Annotated in this window: 20 protein-coding genes and 1 rRNA gene; 6 read left to right on the forward strand and 15 right to left on the reverse strand. The window is 58.4% G+C overall.

The annotated features are described in order from the left end of the window. Positions 1-33 precede the first annotated feature (33 nt). The 10 genes from AB7933_RS28675 to mrcB form a co-directional block, all read right to left on the reverse strand. A 16S ribosomal RNA gene (locus AB7933_RS28675) occupies positions 34-1,570 on the reverse strand. Positions 1,571-2,114: 544 nt separating this feature from the next. Next, positions 2,115-2,735: a protein-methionine-sulfoxide reductase heme-binding subunit MsrQ gene (gene msrQ, locus AB7933_RS28680; protein ID WP_024077403.1), complete on the reverse strand. Its 621-nt coding sequence runs from the start codon at positions 2,733-2,735 to the stop codon at positions 2,115-2,117. Continuing rightward, positions 2,735-3,748, reverse strand: a complete 1,014-nt coding sequence (gene msrP / locus AB7933_RS28685; protein WP_024077404.1) for a protein-methionine-sulfoxide reductase catalytic subunit MsrP — start codon at positions 3,746-3,748, stop codon at positions 2,735-2,737. The genes msrQ and msrP overlap by 1 nt, the downstream gene beginning before the upstream one ends. Positions 3,749-3,811: 63 nt before the next feature. Continuing rightward, positions 3,812-4,669 (reverse strand): CDP-diacylglycerol--serine O-phosphatidyltransferase, encoded by an 858-nt coding sequence (pssA, locus tag AB7933_RS28690; RefSeq protein ID WP_024077405.1) that lies wholly within the window; start codon positions 4,667-4,669, stop codon positions 3,812-3,814. Between the two features lie 144 nt (positions 4,670-4,813). Further along, complete coding sequence (ilvC, locus tag AB7933_RS28695) at positions 4,814-5,830, reverse strand: ketol-acid reductoisomerase (protein ID WP_003176099.1); 1,017 nt, start codon at positions 5,828-5,830, stop codon at positions 4,814-4,816. Between the two features lie 47 nt (positions 5,831-5,877). Continuing rightward, on the reverse strand, positions 5,878-6,369 hold the full coding sequence (gene ilvN, locus AB7933_RS28700) for an acetolactate synthase small subunit (RefSeq protein WP_003176102.1): 492 nt from the start codon (positions 6,367-6,369) through the stop codon (positions 5,878-5,880). 2 nt (positions 6,370-6,371) lie between these two features. After that, a complete protein-coding gene (locus tag AB7933_RS28705; protein ID WP_041161297.1) occupies positions 6,372-8,096 on the reverse strand; it encodes an acetolactate synthase 3 large subunit in 1,725 nt (574 codons plus the stop codon). Positions 8,097-8,527: 431 nt separating this feature from the next. After that, positions 8,528-8,857: a YqcC family protein gene (locus tag AB7933_RS28710; RefSeq protein WP_024077407.1), complete on the reverse strand. Its 330-nt coding sequence runs from the start codon at positions 8,855-8,857 to the stop codon at positions 8,528-8,530. Beyond that, on the reverse strand, positions 8,857-9,591 hold the full coding sequence (locus tag AB7933_RS28715) for a tetratricopeptide repeat protein (protein WP_024077408.1): 735 nt from the start codon (positions 9,589-9,591) through the stop codon (positions 8,857-8,859). Before AB7933_RS28715 ends, AB7933_RS28710 begins: the two co-directional genes overlap by 1 nt. A gap of 16 nt (positions 9,592-9,607) precedes the next feature. Continuing rightward, positions 9,608-11,932: a penicillin-binding protein 1B gene (mrcB, locus tag AB7933_RS28720; protein ID WP_024077409.1), complete on the reverse strand. Its 2,325-nt coding sequence runs from the start codon at positions 11,930-11,932 to the stop codon at positions 9,608-9,610. A 118-nt stretch (positions 11,933-12,050) separates the two neighbouring features. Between mrcB and AB7933_RS28725 the strand changes: the two genes are divergently transcribed. From AB7933_RS28725 to AB7933_RS28735, 3 genes are all read left to right on the forward strand, one after another. After that, entirely contained in the window at positions 12,051-13,607 is a 1,557-nt protein-coding gene (locus AB7933_RS28725) for an AAA family ATPase (protein WP_024077410.1), read from the forward strand. A gap of 92 nt (positions 13,608-13,699) precedes the next feature. Continuing rightward, positions 13,700-14,044 carry a pentapeptide repeat-containing protein gene (locus AB7933_RS28730; RefSeq protein ID WP_024077411.1) on the forward strand — a complete coding sequence of 115 codons (345 nt, stop codon included), beginning with the start codon at positions 13,700-13,702 and terminating at the stop codon, positions 14,042-14,044. 201 nt (positions 14,045-14,245) lie between these two features. Then, positions 14,246-14,518 (forward strand): TfoX/Sxy family protein, encoded by a 273-nt coding sequence (locus tag AB7933_RS28735; RefSeq protein ID WP_024077412.1) that lies wholly within the window; start codon positions 14,246-14,248, stop codon positions 14,516-14,518. A 258-nt stretch (positions 14,519-14,776) separates the two neighbouring features. Here AB7933_RS28735 and AB7933_RS28740 read toward each other — a convergent pair whose 3' ends face one another. From AB7933_RS28740 to AB7933_RS28750, 3 genes are read right to left on the reverse strand one after another with little or no spacing between them, the layout of a single operon-like run. Beyond that, positions 14,777-15,544, reverse strand: coding sequence for a heme ABC transporter ATP-binding protein (locus AB7933_RS28740; protein WP_024077413.1), 768 nt, complete (start codon positions 15,542-15,544; stop codon positions 14,777-14,779). After that, positions 15,544-16,581 (reverse strand): FecCD family ABC transporter permease, encoded by a 1,038-nt coding sequence (locus AB7933_RS28745; RefSeq protein WP_024077414.1) that lies wholly within the window; start codon positions 16,579-16,581, stop codon positions 15,544-15,546. The genes AB7933_RS28740 and AB7933_RS28745 overlap by 1 nt, the downstream gene beginning before the upstream one ends. Beyond that, a complete protein-coding gene (locus AB7933_RS28750; protein WP_024077415.1) occupies positions 16,578-17,456 on the reverse strand; it encodes a heme/hemin ABC transporter substrate-binding protein in 879 nt (292 codons plus the stop codon). Before AB7933_RS28750 ends, AB7933_RS28745 begins: the two co-directional genes overlap by 4 nt. A gap of 156 nt (positions 17,457-17,612) precedes the next feature. Between AB7933_RS28750 and AB7933_RS28755 the strand changes: the two genes are divergently transcribed. After that, on the forward strand, positions 17,613-17,930 hold the full coding sequence (locus tag AB7933_RS28755; RefSeq protein WP_024077416.1) for a Rieske (2Fe-2S) protein: 318 nt from the start codon (positions 17,613-17,615) through the stop codon (positions 17,928-17,930). Here the strand turns inward: AB7933_RS28755 and sfsA are convergent. Together sfsA and AB7933_RS28765 are read right to left on the reverse strand one after the other, a co-directional pair. Further along, positions 17,927-18,640 carry a DNA/RNA nuclease SfsA gene (gene sfsA / locus AB7933_RS28760; protein WP_024077417.1) on the reverse strand — a complete coding sequence of 238 codons (714 nt, stop codon included), beginning with the start codon at positions 18,638-18,640 and terminating at the stop codon, positions 17,927-17,929. The genes AB7933_RS28755 and sfsA overlap by 4 nt on opposite strands. Continuing rightward, entirely contained in the window at positions 18,640-19,812 is a 1,173-nt protein-coding gene (locus AB7933_RS28765) for a pyridoxal phosphate-dependent aminotransferase (protein ID WP_024077418.1), read from the reverse strand. The genes sfsA and AB7933_RS28765 overlap by 1 nt, the downstream gene beginning before the upstream one ends. 320 nt (positions 19,813-20,132) lie before the next feature. Between AB7933_RS28765 and dksA the strand changes: the two genes are divergently transcribed. Next, positions 20,133-20,567 (forward strand): RNA polymerase-binding protein DksA, encoded by a 435-nt coding sequence (dksA, locus tag AB7933_RS28770; RefSeq protein ID WP_041161025.1) that lies wholly within the window; start codon positions 20,133-20,135, stop codon positions 20,565-20,567. 84 nt (positions 20,568-20,651) lie between these two features. Further along, positions 20,652-21,539: a tRNA glutamyl-Q(34) synthetase GluQRS gene (gluQRS, locus tag AB7933_RS28775; protein ID WP_024077420.1), complete on the forward strand. Its 888-nt coding sequence runs from the start codon at positions 20,652-20,654 to the stop codon at positions 21,537-21,539. Positions 21,540-21,590 lie beyond the last annotated feature (51 nt).

Genomic DNA, 21,590 nt, shown 5'->3' on the forward strand with positions numbered 1-21,590 from the left:
GTGGGAACTTATGGAGCAGCTGATGTCGTCGATTAAGGAGGTGATCCAGCCGCAGGTTCCCCTACGGCTACCTTGTTACGACTTCACCCCAGTCATGAATCACACCGTGGTAACCGTCCCCCCGAAGGTTAGACTAGCTACTTCTGGTGCAACCCACTCCCATGGTGTGACGGGCGGTGTGTACAAGGCCCGGGAACGTATTCACCGCGACATTCTGATTCGCGATTACTAGCGATTCCGACTTCACGCAGTCGAGTTGCAGACTGCGATCCGGACTACGATCGGTTTTGTGGGATTAGCTCCACCTCGCGGCTTGGCAACCCTCTGTACCGACCATTGTAGCACGTGTGTAGCCCAGGCCGTAAGGGCCATGATGACTTGACGTCATCCCCACCTTCCTCCGGTTTGTCACCGGCAGTCTCCTTAGAGTGCCCACCATAACGTGCTGGTAACTAAGGACAAGGGTTGCGCTCGTTACGGGACTTAACCCAACATCTCACGACACGAGCTGACGACAGCCATGCAGCACCTGTCTCAATGTTCCCGAAGGCACCAATCTATCTCTAGAAAGTTCATTGGATGTCAAGGCCTGGTAAGGTTCTTCGCGTTGCTTCGAATTAAACCACATGCTCCACCGCTTGTGCGGGCCCCCGTCAATTCATTTGAGTTTTAACCTTGCGGCCGTACTCCCCAGGCGGTCAACTTAATGCGTTAGCTGCGCCACTAAGAGCTCAAGGCTCCCAACGGCTAGTTGACATCGTTTACGGCGTGGACTACCAGGGTATCTAATCCTGTTTGCTCCCCACGCTTTCGCACCTCAGTGTCAGTATCAGTCCAGGTGGTCGCCTTCGCCACTGGTGTTCCTTCCTATATCTACGCATTTCACCGCTACACAGGAAATTCCACCACCCTCTACCATACTCTAGTCAGTCAGTTTTGAATGCAGTTCCCAGGTTGAGCCCGGGGATTTCACATCCAACTTAACTAACCACCTACGCGCGCTTTACGCCCAGTAATTCCGATTAACGCTTGCACCCTCTGTATTACCGCGGCTGCTGGCACAGAGTTAGCCGGTGCTTATTCTGTCGGTAACGTCAAAACAATCACGTATTAGGTAACTGCCCTTCCTCCCAACTTAAAGTGCTTTACAATCCGAAGACCTTCTTCACACACGCGGCATGGCTGGATCAGGCTTTCGCCCATTGTCCAATATTCCCCACTGCTGCCTCCCGTAGGAGTCTGGACCGTGTCTCAGTTCCAGTGTGACTGATCATCCTCTCAGACCAGTTACGGATCGTCGCCTTGGTGAGCCATTACCTCACCAACTAGCTAATCCGACCTAGGCTCATCTGATAGCGCAAGGCCCGAAGGTCCCCTGCTTTCTCCCGTAGGACGTATGCGGTATTAGCGTCCGTTTCCGAACGTTATCCCCCACTACCAGGCAGATTCCTAGGCATTACTCACCCGTCCGCCGCTCTCAAGAGAAGCAAGCTTCTCTCTACCGCTCGACTTGCATGTGTTAGGCCTGCCGCCAGCGTTCAATCTGAGCCATGATCAAACTCTTCAGTTCAAACATCTTTGGGTTTTTAAGAAACCCTAAACTTGGCTCAGCAATCGTTGGTTACATCTTTGATTTCTCGCGGAGTAACTTGTGATGCTGATAATCTTGTTGACTATCAGTCTGACTCCACAAGCACCCACACGAATTGCTTGATTCAGTTGTTAAAGAGCGGTTGGTTAAGATCTTTCGTCTCAACCGAGGCGCGCATTCTACAGCAGCCTCATTTGCTGTCAAGTGATTATTTTCAGAAGTTTTCAAAGTTTCCTTTGTAACTTCAACCACTTGCGCTTCCGATCTCTCGTTAGCGGGAGGCGAATTCTACAGCGTTACACGCTGCTGTCAACACCTCTTTTTCTCCGCTTTCGACCGAGAGGATCGAAACGTTAATAGAGCCAAACGACACTGCTCTACCAACTCCTTCTGGGCTTCGATGAACTGAAGCAGGTCGCTGTCGAATCTTGCGTAACTCTTTGTTTACCAAGGAGTTTTCCGTTTCGACTGCGCCGGAAGTGGGGCGAATTATAGACTTCCAGAATCTGCCGTCAAGCGTTAATTACGCTTTTGTCGCAGAAGGTGCTTTTTTCGCAATAAGGCGGGGAATTCGACGGGCTACTGGCGGTATCCGCAATACGAGAAGCAACGCGCCAATAGCCGCATAGATAGACCACTCTTTCAGATCGGCCCGTACAATCCACAGCATGTGCAGTAAGCCGAGCCCGAGAATCACGTACACAAGGCGATGCAGCTTCTTCCAACGACTACCTAGCCGGCGTTGACTATAGCGATTCGAAGTAACTGCCAGCATCAGCAGAGAGAGGAACCCCAACGCACCTACAATAATGTAAGGCCGCTTGCGCAACTCCACACCCAACTGCGACCAATCAAGGCCCAGGACAAATACGCAATACGCTGCCAGGTGCAGCACTACATAAGCAAAACACCACAACCCCAGCTGGCGGCGTACGACTATCCATCCCGCCCAACCGCTCAACTTCTGCAGCGGCGTCATTGCGAGCGTGATCAGCAGCAGGATCAAGGTCCCTAACCCCAACCGATCAACCAGCACCTTCCCTGGATCCGGCCCCAGAGCAAAGCTCCATGCTTCATATAGCCAGAACAGGGGCCACACCATGATGGACAGGAATACGCCGATGCGCCAAATCGGATAACGCATCAGTAGTTCTTCCGTAAATCGAGGCCGGTATATAAAGAGGCGACTTCATCCGAGTAACCATTGAACATCTGCGTCTCGCGCACATTCGGACTGAACAAGCCACTCGGCAGACGACGCTCCCGCGCTTGCGTCCACCGAGGATGGTCGACTGTAGGGTTCACATTCGCATAGAACCCATATTCGTCTGACGCAATGCTCTGCCACGTGGTATTGGGCTGCTCGCTCACCAGGCTGATTCGCACAATGGACTTCACACTCTTGAATCCATATTTCCACGGCACCACCAGACGCAAGGGCGCGCCATTCTGATTGGGTAGTTCTCGTCCATACATCCCCACCGCAAGGATCGCCAACGGATTCATTGCCTCATCCAGGCGCAGCCCTTCGACATAGGGCCAGTCGATCAAGGCGAAACTTGAACGCTGCCCCGGCATGCTCTTGGGGTCCTGGAGCGTTTCAAAGCGGATGTACTTGGCCCTGGAGGTTGGCTCAACCTGTTTGAGCAAAGCAGATATAGGAAAGCCAATCCATGGAATGACCATCGACCACGCCTCGACACAGCGCAGACGATAGATACGCTCTTCCAACAGGTAAGGCTTCATGAAGTCTTCCAGGGCATAACGCCCAGGCTTCGCGACCTCGCCATCAATCACAACACTCCAAGGCTCAGTCTTGAGTGACCCCGCATTGGATGCTGGATCCCCCTTATCCGTACCGAACTCATAGAAGTTGTTGTAGTGGGTCGCATCCTTGAACGGGGTGATAGCCTCGTCCTTTACCGTCACCGCCTGCCATTTCGTAGCAGTCAGTTTCTCGGCAAACCAACCTGGAGCCTTACCCGGCTCGACATCGGCATAACGCGCGGGTTCGCCAGCACTCGCCCAACGCGGCAGGCTACTGGCAGCAACACCCGCCAGCGCACCACCGAGCAAGCTGCGACGGGACAGGTAGAAGGACTCAGGTGTGACATCCGATTCGTGGCAATCGGACGCTTTAGGCAATTTGATTAACATGGCAACTCCGCAGCATTGGAGAACTGATGCACCAATAGACTGCGGAGTATGGGGGAAATTACATTAAGGCAACGTTTTGTCCCGACGCAGATGCAGCAGATACTGAATCGGGCCGGAGGCCGCATAGACAAGGAACGCCAGCAGCAGGATACGCGGCGGATCACTGAAGACGACCGCAAACACCAGCACCACCACCAGAATCGCAACGAAAGGCACCCTCCCCTTCAGGTCGAATTCCTTGAAGCTGTTGTACTTGATGTTACTGACCATCAGCATGCCGGCCGCCGCAACCATCAAGGCCACCAGGAACGACATCTTCGACCCCTGGATACCGTAGTCACTGAACGCCCAGACGATACCCGCCACGACACCGGCAGCAGCAGGGCTGGCCAGCCCAATGAAGTAACGCTTGTCAGCCTTACCGACCTGGGTATTGAAACGCGCCAGACGCAACGCAGCCCCAGCAACATAGATGAAAGCAACCATCCAGCCGACCTTGCCCATATCGCCCAGCGCCCAAGCGAACGCCAGCAACGCCGGAGCGACGCCAAAGGCCACCATGTCCGACAGCGAGTCATACTCGGCACCGAAGGCACTTTGGGTATTGGTCATACGGGCCACGCGCCCATCCAGGCCGTCGAGCACCATGGCCACGAAGATTGCGATGGCGGCAAAACCGAAGTATTTGCTCGCACTTGCGGCATCACCAGCAGCCAGGGCGCTTTGGGCACTCATGGAGTTGATGATGGAATAGAAACCGGCAAACAGGTTCGCCGTGGTGAACAGATTGGGCAGAAGATAGATGCCACGATGCCGGACCTTGCGGCCTTCAGCGTCATGCCCTTCTTCGACATGCTCATCGATCGGTAGCAGGCTTTCGGCGTCAGAAGCCTGGCTTGGCTCTTCGGGACGTTCGCTCATGGACTTTACCTTGCAACGGTGTGAAAAAATTCGACAAATACTTGCGGCGAGTGTTCGCCCGCAAACGATGCAGCTTTATACCAGAACCAGGCTCCCAAACGAAAAAACGCGGCCTAAGCCGCGTTTTCCCTTGATGCGTACGACTTAGTTCTTGGCTTTGTCGACGATCTTGTTGGCACCGATCCACGGCATCATGGAGCGCAGTTGCTCGCCGATGACTTCAATACCGTGAGCGGCATTGTTACGACGCTTGGCGGTCATCGAAGGGTAGCCGGTGGCACCTTCGCTGATGAACATTTTGGCGTATTCGCCGTCCTGAATACGTTTCAGGGCGTTACGCATAGCCTGACGGGACTCGGCGTTAATCACTTCCGGGCCAGTCACGTATTCGCCGTACTCAGCGTTGTTGGAGATCGAGTAGTTCATGTTGGCGATACCGCCTTCGTACATGAGGTCAACGATCAGCTTCAGTTCGTGCAGGCATTCGAAGTAGGCCATTTCCGGCGCGTAGCCAGCTTCAACCAGCGTCTCGAAACCGGCCTTGACCAGCTCAACGGTACCGCCGCACAGAACGGCTTGTTCGCCGAACAGGTCGGTTTCAGTCTCGTCCTTGAAAGTGGTTTCGATGATGCCGGTACGACCGCCACCCACGCCAGCAGCGTAGGACAGCGCAACGTTTTTGGCGTTGCCCGAGGCGTCCTGGTAGATAGCGATCAGGTCAGGGATACCGCCACCTTTGACGAACTCGGAACGCACAGTGTGACCCGGTGCTTTCGGCGCGATCATGATCACGTCCAGGTCGGCGCGTGGCACGACTTGGTTGTAGTGAATCGCGAAGCCGTGGGAGAAGGCCAGGGTGGCGCCCTTCTTGATGTTCGGCTCGATTTCGTTCTTGTACAGCGCGGACTGGAACTCGTCCGGGGTCAGGATCATGACCAGGTCGGCAGCCGCAACAGCGGAAGCAACGTCGGTCACTTTCAGGCCGTGGGCTTCAGCCTTGGCAACAGTGGCCGAGCCTTTACGCAGGCCAACAGTCACGTCAACGCCGGAATCTTTCAGGTTGCACGCCTGGGCGTGACCTTGGGAACCGTAGCCAATGATGGCGACTTTCTTGCCCTGGATGATCGACAGGTCACAATCTTTATCGTAATAAACTTTCATGAGGTTCCTCTATATATCCAGGCCGTGAGGCCATTCACTAATTTGGGTTAGATGCTGAGTACTTTGTCGCCACGGGCAATCCCGGTGACACCACTGCGTACGGTTTCCAGAATCGAGGCCGTCCCGATCGACTGGATGAAGCTATCCAGTTTGTCGCTCGTACCGGTCAGTTGAACGGTATAAACGCTGGCGCTCACATCGACGATCTGCCCGCGATAAATATCGGTAGTCCGCTTGATCTCGGCACGTTGAGCACCCGTAGCCTTGACTTTAACCAGCATCAGCTCGCGCTCGATGTGGGCACTTTCCGACAGGTCGACCAGCTTGACCACTTCGATCAGCTTGTTGAGGTTCTTGGTGATCTGCTCGATCACCTCATCGTGGCCAACGGTGGTCAACGTCAGGCGCGACAGGGTCGGGTCCTCGGTCGGCGCCACGGTCAGGCTTTCGATGTTGTAGTTGCGTTGCGAAAACAGACCGACAACACGAGACAGAGCGCCGGGTTCGTTCTCCAGAAGCAGGGAGATAATATGCCGCATGATTAAGTACGCTCCGTCTTGTTCAGCCACATGTCGCGCATAGAGCCGTCTTTGATCTGCATCGGGTAGACGTGCTCACTGGTATCCACCTGAATATCGATGAACACCAGACGATCTTTCATGGCGAACGCCTCTTCCATTTTCGGCTTCAGATCTTTCAAGTCAGTGATGCGCATGCCGACGTGGCCATAGGCTTCAACCAATTTGACAAAATCCGGCAGCGATTCCATGTAGGAATGGGAGTGACGGCTGTTGTAACTCATGTCCTGCCACTGACGAACCATGCCCAGCACGCCGTTGTTCAGGCAGACAATCTTCACCGGAAGACCATACTGCAGGCACGTCGACAGTTCCTGAATGTTCATCTGGATACTGCCTTCACCGGTGACGCACGCGACGTCAGTCTCCGGGAAGCTCAATTTCACACCCATGGCCGCAGGAAAACCAAAGCCCATCGTGCCCAGGCCACCGGAGTTGATCCAACGATTGGGCTTGTCGAACTTGTAGTACTGCGCGGCGAACATCTGGTGCTGGCCCACATCGGAGGTCACAAAGGCGTCGCCCTTGGTCACTTCGCACAGGGTCTCGATCACGGTTTGTGGCTTGATGATGCTGCCGTCGCCCTTGTCGTAAGGGAACAAGCCGCGATCACCGCGCCATTCGTCGATCTGCTTCCACCAGCTGGCAACCGACTCCTTGTTTGGCGTTTCGCCGATGTCCTTGAGCGCGGCGACCATTTCGGTCAACACGCTCTCTACAGGTCCCACAATCGGCACGTCGGCCTTGATGGTCTTGGAGATGGACGCCGGATCGATGTCGATATGGATGATCTTGGCGTTCGGGCAAAATTTGCTCGCGCCATTGATCACACGGTCATCAAACCGCGCGCCCACGGCCAGGATCACGTCGGCGTGGTGCATGGCAAGGTTGGCGGTGTAGCTGCCGTGCATGCCGAGCATACCGACGAACTGACGGTCCGTTCCCGGGAATGCGCCGAGGCCCATCAGGGTGTTGGTGACCGGCAGGTTAAGCAGCTTGGCCAGTTCGGTCAGCGGTGCAGAACCGCCGCCCAGGATCACGCCACCGCCCGAGTAAAGCACAGGGCGCTTGGCCGCCAGGAGCATTTCTGCCGCCTTGCGAATTTGCCCCGAGTGCCCACGAACAGCCGGGCTGTAGGAGCGCAGCTTGGCTTTCTTGGGGAATACGTATTCGAATTTCTCAGCCGGGTTGGTCATGTCTTTCGGGATATCGACCACCACAGGACCCGGGCGACCGGACTGCGCGAGGTAGAAGGCCTTCTTCATGACTTCCGGGATTTCCGAGGCATGCTTGATCATGAAGCTGTGTTTCACGATCGGCCGGGAGATACCGATCATGTCGGTTTCCTGGAATGCATCGGTACCAACCATGGTGCTAGCGACCTGGCCGGAAATGATCACCATCGGGATGGAGTCCATATAAGCAGTCGCAATGCCGGTAATGGCATTGGTTGCGCCTGGGCCGGACGTGACCAGTACCACGCCGGCTTTACCGGTGGCACGGGCATAACCGTCAGCCATATGGGTCGCAGCCTGTTCGTGGCGGACCAGGATGTGGGTAACAGCCGGCTCCTTGAACAGTGCGTCGTAGACATGCAGCAGAGCACCACCTGGGTACCCGTAGATATAGTCGACGCCTTCGTCACGCAAAAAGCGGACGAGCATCTCACCGCCAGATAAAAGCTCCACGTTGTTCACCTCTAAAACGCCAGAATACCGTCCGTTGAAAACCGACGGGTCTTAATAGGTTTACTTCTCAACAGAGCATGAGCGACGGTGGTCGCCGACTACGTCAGCACTGACTGAGCAAGTATTGGGATCGTCCCAAGTGTTGCGGGCTTTTCCCACCCAGCGCGAGGTAACGCGTTGCGGGTGTAACAGGTCGGCGCGGATGTGCGCCTCATGATCTGCTGAGCGGGCCTGCTTCTGGCAGTCCCGATACAGCGGACTTTGGATTCTTCTGTTTCAGGCCCTTCAAGTCAAGCAATAATTGCGCTTTTTTCCAACTAAGCGCATGAGAACGCAGAAGAAAGGCCTTTGAGGAGGGATAAAACTCGCCTGAATGTCGTCAAGCGGTAGAAATGTGCGCAAGACTGCCGGAAAAGCCGGCAGCCATGCAATTAACGAGCGTCGACGATCAATTGGTCGAACTTTTTCAGCGCATTGCGCAAGCCAAGGCTCTCAAGCGGGCGATCGGCGTAAACCATCTCCGCCATCTCCAGGATCCCTGATGCATTGGGCAATGGCAGATCCTGCTCGAGGATCTGCTTCATGCGCACCAGGAAGATCCATTGCAGCCACTGGTGAAAGTCCAGCGTATCCACCGAAAAGGGCTCGACACTGCTCAGAGCCTCAGCACTGGGGGACTTTTCGTCCCACCATCCCTGCGTGCGCAATTCGCGCTCAATCAGCAATAACTGTTCGGCAATTGCTGGAAAACGCGCATCCATCAGAGGCTGACCTTGGCTTTTTGCCGAGCCTGCGCAGCGCCGGCAGCATCACCTTGTGCGGCACGAGCATCACCGATCAAGGCCCACAGGCTGGCTTGCAGGTCAGGACGACCGTTCGCCAGGGTGAGGCCACGACGGGCGAACTGCTCGGCTTGCGGTGCATCGCCCTGGGCCATGCGTACCTGGGCCAGGCGATACAGCACTTGCGGTTCGCGTGGCGCTACGCGCTGGGCACGCTCGAGGCTCGACGATGCGCCATTCAGGTCGCCACCGGCCTGTTGCTGTTGCGCGGTGGTCAGCAACGCCAGCACCGGGCCATCCAGTTGCTCGTCAGCGGACAGGCCGCCGGCGCTCGAGGACGACGGAATACCGCTTGGCGTCGAAGGCATGTTGTAGGTGCCTTGGTTGATCGGTGCCGTTTGGATCGGCGTGGAATCAATCGGCCCCGACGTACTTGGGCCAGGCGTCCAAGGTTCCGCGCTGATCGGTGCCGCCGTTGCCGCGCCGGCACCTGGCACCATCACCACCACGCCCGAATCCTGTGGGACGGCCTGGGTTGCGGCTTGTACCGGGCGCTTGGTCACGGTCTGACGGAACCCGCCATTGGCCGAGATCCGGTCGTTATTGGAAACGGCCGTGCTCGAGTCCACCACGGGAATGGAACCGCGCTGCACGCTGGAGCAGCCGCCGAGCAAAGCCAGAGCTGTAATAGCTGGAATCCACCACTTGTTCACTTGAAACCCTCTTTGCTTAATTCATCCAGCCCTTGACCCAATCCATCACCGATTCCGCGTCAGCAGGGGCACTGCCACCGCACGCAGCACCGGGTGGTGGTTCGCTGCCGCGAATATACGGCATCTGCACCGCGCCCGGACAGTTGGCATCGGAGCCCTGGCCGGTATGCGGATCAATCCAGGCCTGCACGATATTGTCCGGCTGCGGCATATTCAGCGGCAGCGGATCAGCCTTGCGCATGAAACTGGTCCAGACTTGCAGCGCACCGGTCGCACCAGTAAACGGCGTCTTGCCATTATCATCACGCCCCAGCCACACCACGGCCAGCACATCCTGGCCAAAACCGGCGAACCAGCTGTCACGGGAGTCGTTACTGGTACCGGTCTTGCCGGCCAGCGTCAGGTTCGACGGCAGCACTTTATAGACAGAGCTGCCGGTACCTTCACGCATCACACGTTGCATACCGTTCTGGATCAGGTAGATGGAGCCCGCATCGAAACGCTGCTGTATCTGGAATGGATAGCGCTTGAGCGGCTCGCCTTCGGCTGTCAGCACACTGCGAATGCCGCGCATCGGCGTATTGAAACCACCGTTGGCGAGGGTCTGGTACATGGTCGCCACTTCCATCGGCGTCATCGCACCGGCCCCCAGCAGCATCGACGGGAAGGCCGGGAATTCACGGGTAATGCCCAGGCGTGCCAGTGTCTTGAGAACATTCGGCACCCCCACTTCAAGACCCAGCCGCGACGTGGAAATGTTGTAGGAATGCGCCAAGCCCTGGTACAGGAAGATCGTGCCATGGGAGCGGCGATCGAAGTTCTGCGGCGTCCACACCTGGCCATCGGCACCTTTGACAGACAGCGGGTCATCCGACAGCCAACTGGTCAGCGTGTATTTGCTCGGTTTTTCCAACGCCGTCAGGTAGACCGCCGGCTTGACCAGCGAGCCGATGGGGCGCACGGCATCGAGGGCGCGGTTGAAACCAGCGAAACTGGCCTGGCGACTGCCGATCATCGCCTGGACTTCGCCGGTTTCCGGGTTAGTCACGACCATGGCCGCTTCGACTTCGTCGGAGCCTTTACGGCCTGTCAGGCGTTTGAAGGTGTCGTTGACCGACGCTTCGGCCTTCATCTGCAGGATCGGATCGAAACTGGTGAAGATCCGCAGGCCCTCTTCGGTCAAGTCTTCGTCGCGGTAGTCTTCACGCAGTTGACGCTTGACCAGGTCGATAAAGCCAGGGAAGGAGCTGTCGGCCAGCTTGCCGCGAGTGGTCACACCCAGTGGCATTTTCTTCGCTGCGGCGACTTGTTCGGCCGTGGCCACGCCCTGCTGCTCCAATACATCGAGCACCAGGTTGCGGCGTTCGAGCGCACGCTCAGGATTACGACGCGGGTTGTAGTAGGAAGGCCCCTTGACCATCCCCACCAACAACGCAACCTGATGCAGCTTCAGCTCGGAGAGTGGCTGGCCGAAAAAGAACTGGCTGGCCAGACCGAAACCGTGCACCGCGCGCTGACCATCCTGGCCGACGAATACCTCGTTGAGGTAAGCCTCGAGGATTTCCTGCTTGCTGTAGTGCAGCTCCAGCAGCATCGCCATCATGGCTTCGGTCAGTTTGCGGGTAAGGCTGCGCTCGTTGGTCAGGTAGAAGTTCTTCACCAACTGCTGGGTCAGCGTACTGCCGCCCTGGGTCATTTTGCCGCCGGAGGTGTTGACCCAGATGGCACGGGCAATCGACTTCGGCGAGACGCCCCAGTGGCTGTAGAAATCGCGGTCCTCCACAGCGACCAGGGTTTCCAGCAGGTACGGCGGCACCTGATCAAGCTTGATCAGGATACGATCTTCAAGGTTCTTCGGGTAAATCCCGCCGATCATCAGGGGTTCCAGGCGAACCACCGGCAGTTTGGAGCCATTGAGTGACGACAGCTCGGCCACATAGTCGCCGGAAAAACGCACCCGCACCGGCTGGGCTTTTTCCAGGCCCTCATAGAACTGGAAGCCACGGGTATTCAAATCGACAGTGTTACCGCTGACGGCTGCCGCGCCAGGCCCGTTACTCACGGGTTCGCGGCGGTAGCCCAAGGCGTCGAGTTCGGTAAGGAAGTCATCCTTGCTCAGCTTCTGGCCGGTGAACAGCTCCAAGGGGCGGGCATACACCTTGGCCGGGATAGTCCAACGCTTGCCGGAGAATTTCTCCTGGACCACAGCGTCGAGATATACCGCGAAGCCGGCGAGCACGACGAGGCCCACAAGGCTGAGCTTGAGCGCCCAGCCCAGCCATGGGCGCAGGCCGCGGGAAGGAGGTTTTTTACGGGAACGGGGAGATCGGGATCGAGTCATGGCGGCGGATTATACGCACTTTATTGATGATCAACATGAGCCGGACAGCGGTTTGCACGACCGTGCGTAGCGGCCATAATGCCTGCCATGAATTTCCCAAGACTCTGAAGGATCGCCCGTGAGCCAGTCCCTGATCACCGCCCTGCAAAACCCGGCCCTATACCCCCATCCAGTCGAAGCGTTTCAAGTCATCGAGACCCATATTTCATGGGTGATACTGACCGGCCCCTACGCCTACAAACTGAAGAAGCCAATGAACTTCGGCTTTCTGGACTTCACCGACCTGAAGGATCGCGGTCATTTCTGCCGGGAAGAGCTGCGCCTCAACCAGCGCCTTACCCAAGATTTGTATCTTGAAGTGTTGCCAATTACCGGCACTGCCGAAGCACCGCAATTGGGCGGTGAAGGCCCGGTGATCGAATACGCGCTGAAAATGCGCCAGTTCCCACAGAGCCAGCTGCTCAGCACCCTGCAAGCCAATGGCGAGTTGACCAGCGCGCACATCGATGAAATGGCCAAGCAAATCGCGCACTTTCATCTCACGGCCCCCAAAGTCCCCCAAGATCACCCGGCCGGCACCCAAGACGAAGTGATGGCGCCCGTACGGCAAAACTTTGAACAGATCCGCCCATTCCTCAGCGACAAGGCCGACCTGGTGCAACTTGAAGCCCTTCAAGCCTGGGCCGAAAGCAGCTTCGAGCGCCTCAAGCCACTACTTGCACAACGCAAGCTCGATGGTTTCACCCGCGAGTGCCACGGTGATATCCACCTCGGCAACGCCACCTTGATCGATGGCCATGTGGTGATCTTCGACTGCATCGAGTTCAACGAGCCGTTCCGCTTCACCGATGTGTATGCCGACACCGCCTTCCTGGCCATGGACTTGGAAGACCGCGGCCTCAAATCCCTGGCGCGCCGTTTTATCAGCCAGTATCTGGAACTGACCGGCGACTATCGCGGCCTTGAAGTGCTGAACTTCTATAAAGCGTACCGCGCACTGGTACGCGCCAAGGTTTCGCTGTTCAGCATGCCAAGCGAAGCAGACCCGGTGCGCCGCGCCACCACCCTGCGCCAGTACCGCAACTATGCCAACCTGGCAGAAAGCTATAGCACCATTCCCTCACGTTTCCTGGCCATTACCCATGGCGTGTCAGCGGTCGGCAAAAGCCATGTAGCAATGCGCCTGGTGGAAGCGCTGGGTGCCATTCGCCTGCGCTCGGACGTGGAACGCAAGCGCTTGTTTGGCGAGCAACAAGTGGAAAACACCCCACAGGCCGGCATCTATGCCGCCGATGCGAGTGCAAAAACCTACGCGCGCCTGAACGAGATGGCCGATACCATCCTGCGGGCCGGCTTCCCGGTGGTGCTGGATGCCACCTTCTTGAAGCGCGACCAGCGCGACGCCGCGGCCAAGGTCGCCGAAGCGACCGGCGCGCCCTTCCTGATCCTGGACTGCAACGCACCACAAGCCGTCATCACCAGTTGGCTGGCTCAACGTCAGGCCGATAAAAACGACCCTTCCGACGCCACCCTGGCTGTTATCGAAGAACAGCAAGCCCATCGCGACCCACTCACGGCCGAGGAGCTACTCCTGAGCAAGCGCGTCGAAACCAATGAAAGTGGGACACTGGACGCATTGGTAGCGCACATCCGTCAGCGCCTGCCGGGTTTGTAAGAAAAAATTCTTGGCTGCGTCGTCGTCTTCGGCGCGCAACCAGGGAATAGTGGCACTATAATGGCGTCATAAATCCAACAGGTATCGACATCATGAGTCAGCCGAAGCTTCTCGATACACCGCTCTACTCGCTCCTGCATAAAGACGATATCCGAGGCTTCAATCAGGAACGTCCCAAAGACGGCGTTATCGACATGCGTGGTGGCGACTTCCGAGGTTTGGACCTGCGTGACCTGAACGCCGCAGGGGTAGATTTCACCGACGCGTACTTCCGATCTGCCGACTTGCGCGGCCTGGACTTGCGCGACTGCTCACTGGAGGGCGCCAGCCTGGCCCATGCGCAGATTTCGGGGACCTACTTTCCGCCTGAATTGACTGCCGATGAGATCCTCATGTCGGTCAACTTTGGCACGCGCCTGCGCTACCGCACCAAGTAATCCCCTGCCCCAACCCCGGCTGCGCATACAGCGTGCCGGGGCTTCACGCCTGCCCGCCGTCAAAAACCTCGCCCCATTCTTATAAGCTTTTGCGCCGTTCCTGGCCAAAGAACTACGCTTTTCCTACTGAACGCTACACTCCTTTCAGACTTGCCTGGTCACGATACCCACCGCACCATTCGGCCGTCGCAAGGAGGCTTGATGAACGATGAGCTGCAACACCTTAAAAACCTTGGCAAGACGTCGGCGCAGTGGCTACATGCGGTGGGTATCCACAGCGCATCCGATTTGCGCCGCCTGGGAGCTGTGGATGCTTATCGAGCGGTACGCACCCGAGGGTTCCGCGCATCCAAAGTATTGCTGTATGCAATCGAAGGGGCATTGATGGATGTGCACTGGAACGACCTCCCTGCCGAGCGCAAGGAAGCGTTGAACCGTCAATTGGACGCTATTTCCACACGCCAGAAAAATTAGACCGGCAAGCCCATACAGTGTCTACAGGCTTTTCGAACGCGTGTTTGAGAAAAGCACGAGAGCCAGCAAAAACAAATGTTGACTCTTAAATGAGAATCGTTATGATTATCACAACTGGTCGCGAGATCAGCCGATAACTGAAAGACCATTGGTTCGGACTCTCAGATTATCTCCTCATCAGGCTAATCACGGTTATTTGACCCGGCTTTTGCCGGGTCTTTTTTTGCCTGCGAAAAGGCGCTGACAACCACCCGGACTTCAACGCGCGATAATCAACGGATGCCCACGCTCCGGGTGGAGCTGCACCAATACATCCAAACCGAATACCGCTTTAAGCGGCTCAGGTCGCATCACCCGTGCCGGCGTGTCCAGTGCATGCGGACGTCCTTGGGACAGCAACAAGATCCGGTCACAGTAACGCGCCGCCAGATTCAGATCATGGAGAATCACCAGCACAGCCGCGCCCCGATCGGCGAATGTCCGTATCGCCTGCAAGGTGGTGTGTTGGTGCAAGGGGTCCAGCATCGACGTCGGCTCATCCAACAACAACGTCTGCCCCTCCTCGCCCGGCCATAATTGCGCCATGACTCGCGCCAAATGCACACGCTGGCGTTCGCCGCCCGACAAGGCCAGGTAGCTGCGGCCGCTCAAATGCCCGACATCCGCGGCCAGCAGCGCTGCCTGGATAATCTCCTCATCACGCACCCGTCCGGTCTGATGGGGCAAGCGCCCCATGCCTACCACCTCTTCGACGCGGAAGGCGAAGTCCAAGGTCGAACTTTGCGGCAATACCGCCAGGCGCTGGGCGCGCTGCGATCCGCTCCAGCCCTTCAGCTCCTGCTGATCCAGCCATACCTTGCCCTGGTCCGGCGGCAGTTCACCACACAACGCCCCCAGCAATGTGCTCTTGCCAGCACCATTAGGCCCCAGCACACCGAGCACCTGACCCGGCAACAGGTCCAGGCTGACGTCCGCCAGCACGATTTTGCGACCACGCCGTATCTGCAGCGCCTCCACCCGCAACATCAGGCGCGCCCTCGCAATAACAGATAAAGAAAGAACGGCGCGCCAATAAACGCCGTCACGATGCCGATCGGCAATTCAGCCGGCGCCAACGCCAAGCGGGCGACCAGATCCGCCAACAGCAGCAGGCTCGCACCTGCCAATATCGAGGCTGGCAACAACACCCGATGATCCGGCCCCGCCAGCAATCGCACCAAGTGCGGCACGACCAGCCCGACAAACCCAATCATTCCCGCTGCCGCCACGGCCGCTCCCACGCCGAGGGCCGTGCAAAACACCAATTCGCGCTTGAGGCGCTCTACATCAACGCCCAAGTGACTGGCTTCGGACTCACCAAGCAGCAGCGCATTCAACGCCTTCGCCCGGCGCGGCAACCACAGCGCCACACCGGCGCTCACCAGCAGCAACGGCCACAGGCGCGAGTAGCTGGCGCCATTGAGACTGCCGAGGTTCCAGAAGGTCAGGGTCCGCAGGGTGGCGTCATCCGCCAGGTAGGTGAACAAACCCACCGCCGAGCTGGCGAGGGCTGTCAGCGCGATGCCGGCGAGCAGCATCGTCGCGACGTTAGTCTGGCCGTTGCGCCGCCCCAGCCGGTAGACCAGCGCCGTGACGCCAAGCCCACCGAGAAATGCACACAGCGATAATAGATAGGGGCCGAACGCGTCCGGCAAACCGCCGAAGAACGAACCACCGACAATGGCGATGGCCGCCCCCAGCGCCGCACCGCTGGAGACCCCGACCAAACCCGGATCCGCCAACGGGTTGCGAAACAAGCCCTGCATCGCCACGCCTGACAATGCCAGCACGCCCCCCACTGCCAGGCCCAGCAACGTCCGCGGCAAGCGAATTTGCCCCAGAATCAACTCCGCCTGCTCCAATCCCTGTGCCTCGATCGGCACGCCTACCAAGCGCAACGCCGCCTTGAGCGTATCCAACAGGGGCAAGCTGACCGGCCCCAGGGCCAATGAAAGCCAGATCGCCAGTGCACACAGCAGCGCCAGCCCGATAAACAGGGCTCGCGGCTTGACCAGGGTGGTCATGGGGCCGGTTTAGCCTGGGATGGATAGAAGCCGGCGGACAACGCCGACAGGCTTTGCGGTAAACGCGGCCCGAGCCCGCCCACCAGCAGCGTCGGGTCCAGCTCAATTACCCGCCCATTCCTGGCCGCCGGGGTGGAAGCCAGTATCGGGTTCTCCTTGAACAGCGCAGCCCGTGCCGCATCGCCGCTGAGGGCGCGATCAGCGAACACCAGCACTTGCGGGCTCAGCCCCGCCAGCGACTCCACGGAAAACGGCTTATAGCCAATATGGGTTGCCAGGTTGCGCCCACCGGCCTGCCGCAGCATCCAATCAGCGGCAGTGTCCTTGCCGGCGATCAACGGCTTGCCACCCGCATTACCGAGCAGCAGCAACACACCCGGCGCCTTTTGCGTGGCCTGCGCCTTGGCAACCCAACTTTTCTGCCGACCAAGGGCCTGCTCGTATGCGACAAACAACTCGCGGCCCTTGGCCTCAGTGCCCAGCAACGTGCCCAGGTGCTCAAGGTTAGCCTTCAAGGCAGGCAAATCCGGTTGCGCCGAGAACATCTCCACCTGCACACCCGCACCGCGAATCTGCGCCAGAACCGGCGGCGGCCCCATCTCTTCAGTGCCCACCAGGATCTGCGGACGCAGGCTGAGAATGCCTTCAGCCGACAATTGCCGCTGATAGCCGATGCTTGGCAATGCCTTGAGGGACGCCGGATGCTGGCTGGTCGTATCGACGCCCACCAACTTCGATTCACCGCCCAGGGCCACGACCCACTCAGACAAGGCCCCACCGGCACTCACCCAGCGCTGGGGCAGTTCAACGGCGCATGCCACGTGATTGACCAGCAGTCCGACAACAAGCGCAATAGCGCTGGCACTCAGTCGCATAACAGGGTTTCCTTCCAAGGGCGCGGCCACTGAGCCACTCATCGATGTGACAGGTCATCTCTGCCAGGCATCGTACTGAGCGCCCAGCCAGTCATCGTGCGAAGCTGGCATTTGATAATTGTTTGCATTTGAACGTCAAGGCACTTAAGGATTGAAATGAAGTTTCTCTGCCCTTCCGACACCCTCGCCCCCAACAGCAGCCTCGGTTTTGATATCGACGGCTGCAAGCTGCTGGCCGTGCGTCGGGACGGCGTTGCCTACTTCTACGTCAACCGCTGCCCCCATCGCGGCATTCCACTGGAATGGCAGCCCGACCATTTCCTCGACGCCAGCGCCAGCCTGATCCAGTGCGCTACCCACGGCGCGCTGTTCCTGATCGAGAGCGGCGAGTGCATCGCCGGCCCCTGCGCCGGTCAAAGCCTCAAGGCTCTGGCCGGTCGAGAGGACGCACAAGGTTTGTGGGTAGAACTCTAGTCGCCAAGCAGCACGTCCAGCCGGCGGTCCACGCAAATTTCCTCGGATGTAACACGTACGCCATACGCCAGCACCTCCACGCCCGCCGCCTTGGCTTCTCGCAGGGCGGCAGCATAGGCGGCGTCGATTTCCGCGGCCGGGCGCACGGCCTCAATGCCCGAGAGATTGACGCAATACAACTGCACCGCGCGTACACCGTCCCGGGCCAAGTAGGCCAACTCCCGCAGGTGTTTCGCGCCACGCTGGGTCACTGCATCGGGAAAAGCCGCAATCGCCGAGCCGTCAAAACCCAGCGTCACGCTTTTGACTTCGACATAGGCCGCGCCATCGGGGTAATCCAGGCGAAAGTCGATACGGCTATTCTCCTGACCGTAAGGCACCTCACGCTTCAACGCAGTAAAGCCGTTCAGTTCAGTAATTACCCCCGCACGCAGCGCCTCCTCGACCAACTGGTTGGCGCGGGCGGTATTGACGCAGGCCAGGCGGCCCTGTGGCGTTTCGGCGATTTCCCAAGTCCCGGGCAGCTTGCGCTTCGGATCATTGGAACGACTGAACCAAACCTGCCCGCCTTCCACCATGCAATTGAGCATCGAACCGGTATTGGGGCAGTGAATGGTGAGCAACTCACCGGTAACGGTTTCGATATCGGTTAGGAAACGTTTGTAACGCCGGATCAACCGAGCTTCTTCGAGGGGAGGATGAAAGCGCATCAGCCTTGCCAACTCTGCAAGCCGCGGGCGATCCGTTCGACAGCTTCCTGTAGTCGATCAAGATTTTGCGTGTAGGCAAAGCGCACATGATGGCTGGCTTTATACCGGCCGAAATCCAAACCGGGCGTAAACGCGACATGCTGGGTTTCCAGGAAATGACGGCAGAACGCGAAGGCATCGCCGCCGAACGCGCTGATATCCGCGTACAAATAGAACGCACCTTCCGGCTCTATCGCAATGCCGAACCCCAACTCACGCAGTGCCGGCAGCAGGAAGTCCCGACGTCGACCGAATTCGGCGCGCCGCGCTTCCAGAATGCTCAGGGTTTGCGGGGTGAAACAAGCCAAGGCAGCATACTGCGCCATGCTCGGCGCACTGATGTAGAGGTTCTGCGCCAGCTTCTCCAACTCGCCCACCGCATCGGGCGGCGCCACCAGCCACCCCAGGCGCCACCCGGTCATGCCGAAGTACTTCGAAAAACTATTGAGGACGAAGGCATCGTCGTCGACCTCCAGCACGCTGGCGGCATCGGTGCCATAGGTGAGGCCATGGTAGATCTCGTCCACTACCAGGTGGCCGTTACGTGCCTTGATCGCATTCGACAACCCGGACAATTCGTCACGCGTGAGGAGAGTGCCTGTCGGGTTGGCCGGAGACGCGACCAGTGCACCCACGCTGTCCTCGCTCCAGTGCCTGGCCACCAACTCGGCGGTCAATTGATAGCGAACATCGGGGCCCACCGGTACCAACTGCGCCGCGCCCTCGACCAGGCGCAGGAAGTGCCGGTTGCATGGATAGCCGGGGTCTGCCAACAGCCAGTGCTTGCCTGGATCCACCAGCAGGCTGCTGGCCAGCAACAATGCGCCGGAGCCACCAGGCGTGATCAGGATGCGCTCGGGATCGACGCTCAAGCCATAGCGTTGCTGGTAGAAGCCACTGATGGCCTGGCGCAGTTCCGGCAGGCCACGGGCGGCGGTGTAGCGGGTCTTGCCACTGGCCAGTGCGGCTTGGCCAGCCTGGATGATCGGTTCGGCAGTGGTGAAGTCCGGCTCGCCGATTTCCAGGTGGATCACATCATGGCCAGCCGCCTGCAACTCGTTGGCTCGCGCCAGCAACGCCATGACATGAAAAGGTTCGATGGCGCGACTGCGCGCACTGTAGGGCTGAGCCATTAGCCTTCCTTAACGTTAAGAACAAAATCAGGATTCTACCGAACCCCCACGCTAAAACATGCTCTATTGCCTGCTCGGCCATTCAAGAAGAGCCCGGCAAGCGCTTGCAGAACGACTAAAATCAATATCCGAGGCGATGCACACCCAACCATGGCGGGCTGCTGCAATTTGCAACCCCTGCGCGATGGGCCTCGACAACCGGGAGTGGCGCACCCTGAATCTATCTGGTAAGTTCGCCCGCTTGCAGCCGCAGGGCCGGCAGGTGTCGGTGACGTTGCAATCCTGCGCAATGGATTAGAAGAGTGAGAGGCGGTCTATTCATGTCCACCCAAGCAAAGCAACAGAGCATCAGCGGCTTCGAACCATACGTAGAGAAGAAAGGTGAAGAGTACATGGGCGAGCCCATGCGCGAGCATTTCACCAAGATCCTTAACAAGTGGAAACAGGACTTGATGCAAGAGGTCGACCGCACCGTCGACCATATGAAGGACGAAGCAGCCAACTTCCCTGATCCGGCCGACCGTGCGAGCCAGGAAGAAGAGTTCGCCCTTGAACTGCGCGCCCGGGATCGTGAGCGCAAGCTGATCAAGAAGATCGACAAGACCCTGCAGTTGATCAAGGACGAAGAATACGGCTGGTGCGAATCCTGCGGCGTCGAGATCGGAATTCGCCGCCTGGAAGCTCGTCCAACCGCGGACCTGTGCGTAGACTGCAAGACCTTGGCTGAAATCAAGGAGAAACAGGTCGGCAAGTAATCCCTGCCGAACTGGACGAATGGGGCGTACAAACGCCCCATTTTTGTTTCTGGCGTTTACCGGTTTTCCAGTAGTATCCGGCCCATGACAGCCTCTACCTATATTGGGCGTTTCGCCCCTACGCCCAGCGGCCATTTGCACTTCGGCTCGCTGGTCGCCGCCCTCGCTTCCTACCTCGACGCTCGCGCCAATCACGGCCGTTGGCTGATGCGCATGGAAGACCTCGACCCTCCCCGCGAAGAGCCCGGCGCCCAGGCGGCCATTCTCCAGGCCCTTGAAAGCTATGGTTTCGAGTGGGACGGCGAACTGGTCCGACAAAGCGATCGACATGATGCCTACGCCAAAGTGCTGAACGATCTGTTCAACCATGGCCTGGCCTACGCCTGCACCTGCTCGCGCAAACAACTGGAACCTTACAACGGCATTTACCCCGGCCTCTGCCGCAATGCCGGGCACGACCAGCAAGATGCCGCCATTCGGTTGCGCGTCCCCGAGTTGGAATACCACTTTATCGACCGAGTACAGGGCGAATTCCGACAACACCTGGGCCGCGATGTAGGCGATTTCGTCATCCGCCGCCGCGACGGCCTCTACGCCTATCAGCTGGCGGTTGTCCTCGACGATGCCTGGCAGGGTGTTACCGATATCGTGCGCGGCGCCGACCTGCTGGACTCCACGCCGCGCCAGTTGTACCTGCAAGAGTTGCTGGGCCTGCGCCAGCCGCGCTATCTGCATGTACCGCTGGTCGTCCAGCCGGACGGTAACAAGCTGGGCAAGTCCTACCGTTCCCCGCCATTGACGAAAGACCAGGCCACGCCTTTGCTGTTAAGAGCCTTGCGTGCCCTCGGCCAGCAACCCGGCGACGAACTGCTCCACGCCAGCCCACGGGAGCTGCTGGATTGGGGCATTCAACAGTGGGATGCCTCGCTGATTCCACGCACACTCACGCTGGCAGAATCGCAGTTGCGCTGAAGGCGCTTGCAGCTTGCCAGCCATCCGTTACCATCGCCGCAGTTTTTCAAT

Source organism: Pseudomonas gorinensis (assembly GCF_042015035.1).
Taxonomy (GTDB): domain Bacteria; phylum Pseudomonadota; class Gammaproteobacteria; order Pseudomonadales; family Pseudomonadaceae; genus Aquipseudomonas; species Aquipseudomonas gorinensis.

What these genes read in the sequence shown, in the direction of transcription:
- msrQ (WP_024077403.1), bottom strand. Translation starts at nt 2,735, where the DNA reads ATGCGTTATCCGATTTGGCGCATCGGCGTATTCCTGTCCATCATGGTG.
- msrP (WP_024077404.1), bottom strand. Translation starts at nt 3,748, where the DNA reads ATGTTAATCAAATTGCCTAAAGCGTCCGATTGCCACGAATCGGATGTC.
- pssA (WP_024077405.1), bottom strand. Translation starts at nt 4,669, where the DNA reads ATGAGCGAACGTCCCGAAGAGCCAAGCCAGGCTTCTGACGCCGAAAGC.
- ilvC (WP_003176099.1), bottom strand. Translation starts at nt 5,830, where the DNA reads ATGAAAGTTTATTACGATAAAGATTGTGACCTGTCGATCATCCAGGGC.
- ilvN (WP_003176102.1), bottom strand. Translation starts at nt 6,369, where the DNA reads ATGCGGCATATTATCTCCCTGCTTCTGGAGAACGAACCCGGCGCTCTG.
- AB7933_RS28710 (WP_024077407.1), bottom strand. Translation starts at nt 8,857, where the DNA reads ATGGATGCGCGTTTTCCAGCAATTGCCGAACAGTTATTGCTGATTGAG.
- mrcB (WP_024077409.1), bottom strand. Translation starts at nt 11,932, where the DNA reads ATGACTCGATCCCGATCTCCCCGTTCCCGTAAAAAACCTCCTTCCCGC.
- AB7933_RS28730 (WP_024077411.1), top strand. Translation starts at nt 13,700, where the DNA reads ATGAGTCAGCCGAAGCTTCTCGATACACCGCTCTACTCGCTCCTGCAT.
- AB7933_RS28735 (WP_024077412.1), top strand. Translation starts at nt 14,246, where the DNA reads ATGAACGATGAGCTGCAACACCTTAAAAACCTTGGCAAGACGTCGGCG.
- AB7933_RS28740 (WP_024077413.1), bottom strand. Translation starts at nt 15,544, where the DNA reads ATGTTGCGGGTGGAGGCGCTGCAGATACGGCGTGGTCGCAAAATCGTG.
- AB7933_RS28745 (WP_024077414.1), bottom strand. Translation starts at nt 16,581, where the DNA reads ATGACCACCCTGGTCAAGCCGCGAGCCCTGTTTATCGGGCTGGCGCTG.
- AB7933_RS28750 (WP_024077415.1), bottom strand. Translation starts at nt 17,456, where the DNA reads ATGCGACTGAGTGCCAGCGCTATTGCGCTTGTTGTCGGACTGCTGGTC.
- AB7933_RS28755 (WP_024077416.1), top strand. Translation starts at nt 17,613, where the DNA reads ATGAAGTTTCTCTGCCCTTCCGACACCCTCGCCCCCAACAGCAGCCTC.
- sfsA (WP_024077417.1), bottom strand. Translation starts at nt 18,640, where the DNA reads ATGCGCTTTCATCCTCCCCTCGAAGAAGCTCGGTTGATCCGGCGTTAC.
- AB7933_RS28765 (WP_024077418.1), bottom strand. Translation starts at nt 19,812, where the DNA reads ATGGCTCAGCCCTACAGTGCGCGCAGTCGCGCCATCGAACCTTTTCAT.
- dksA (WP_041161025.1), top strand. Translation starts at nt 20,133, where the DNA reads ATGTCCACCCAAGCAAAGCAACAGAGCATCAGCGGCTTCGAACCATAC.
- gluQRS (WP_024077420.1), top strand. Translation starts at nt 20,652, where the DNA reads ATGACAGCCTCTACCTATATTGGGCGTTTCGCCCCTACGCCCAGCGGC.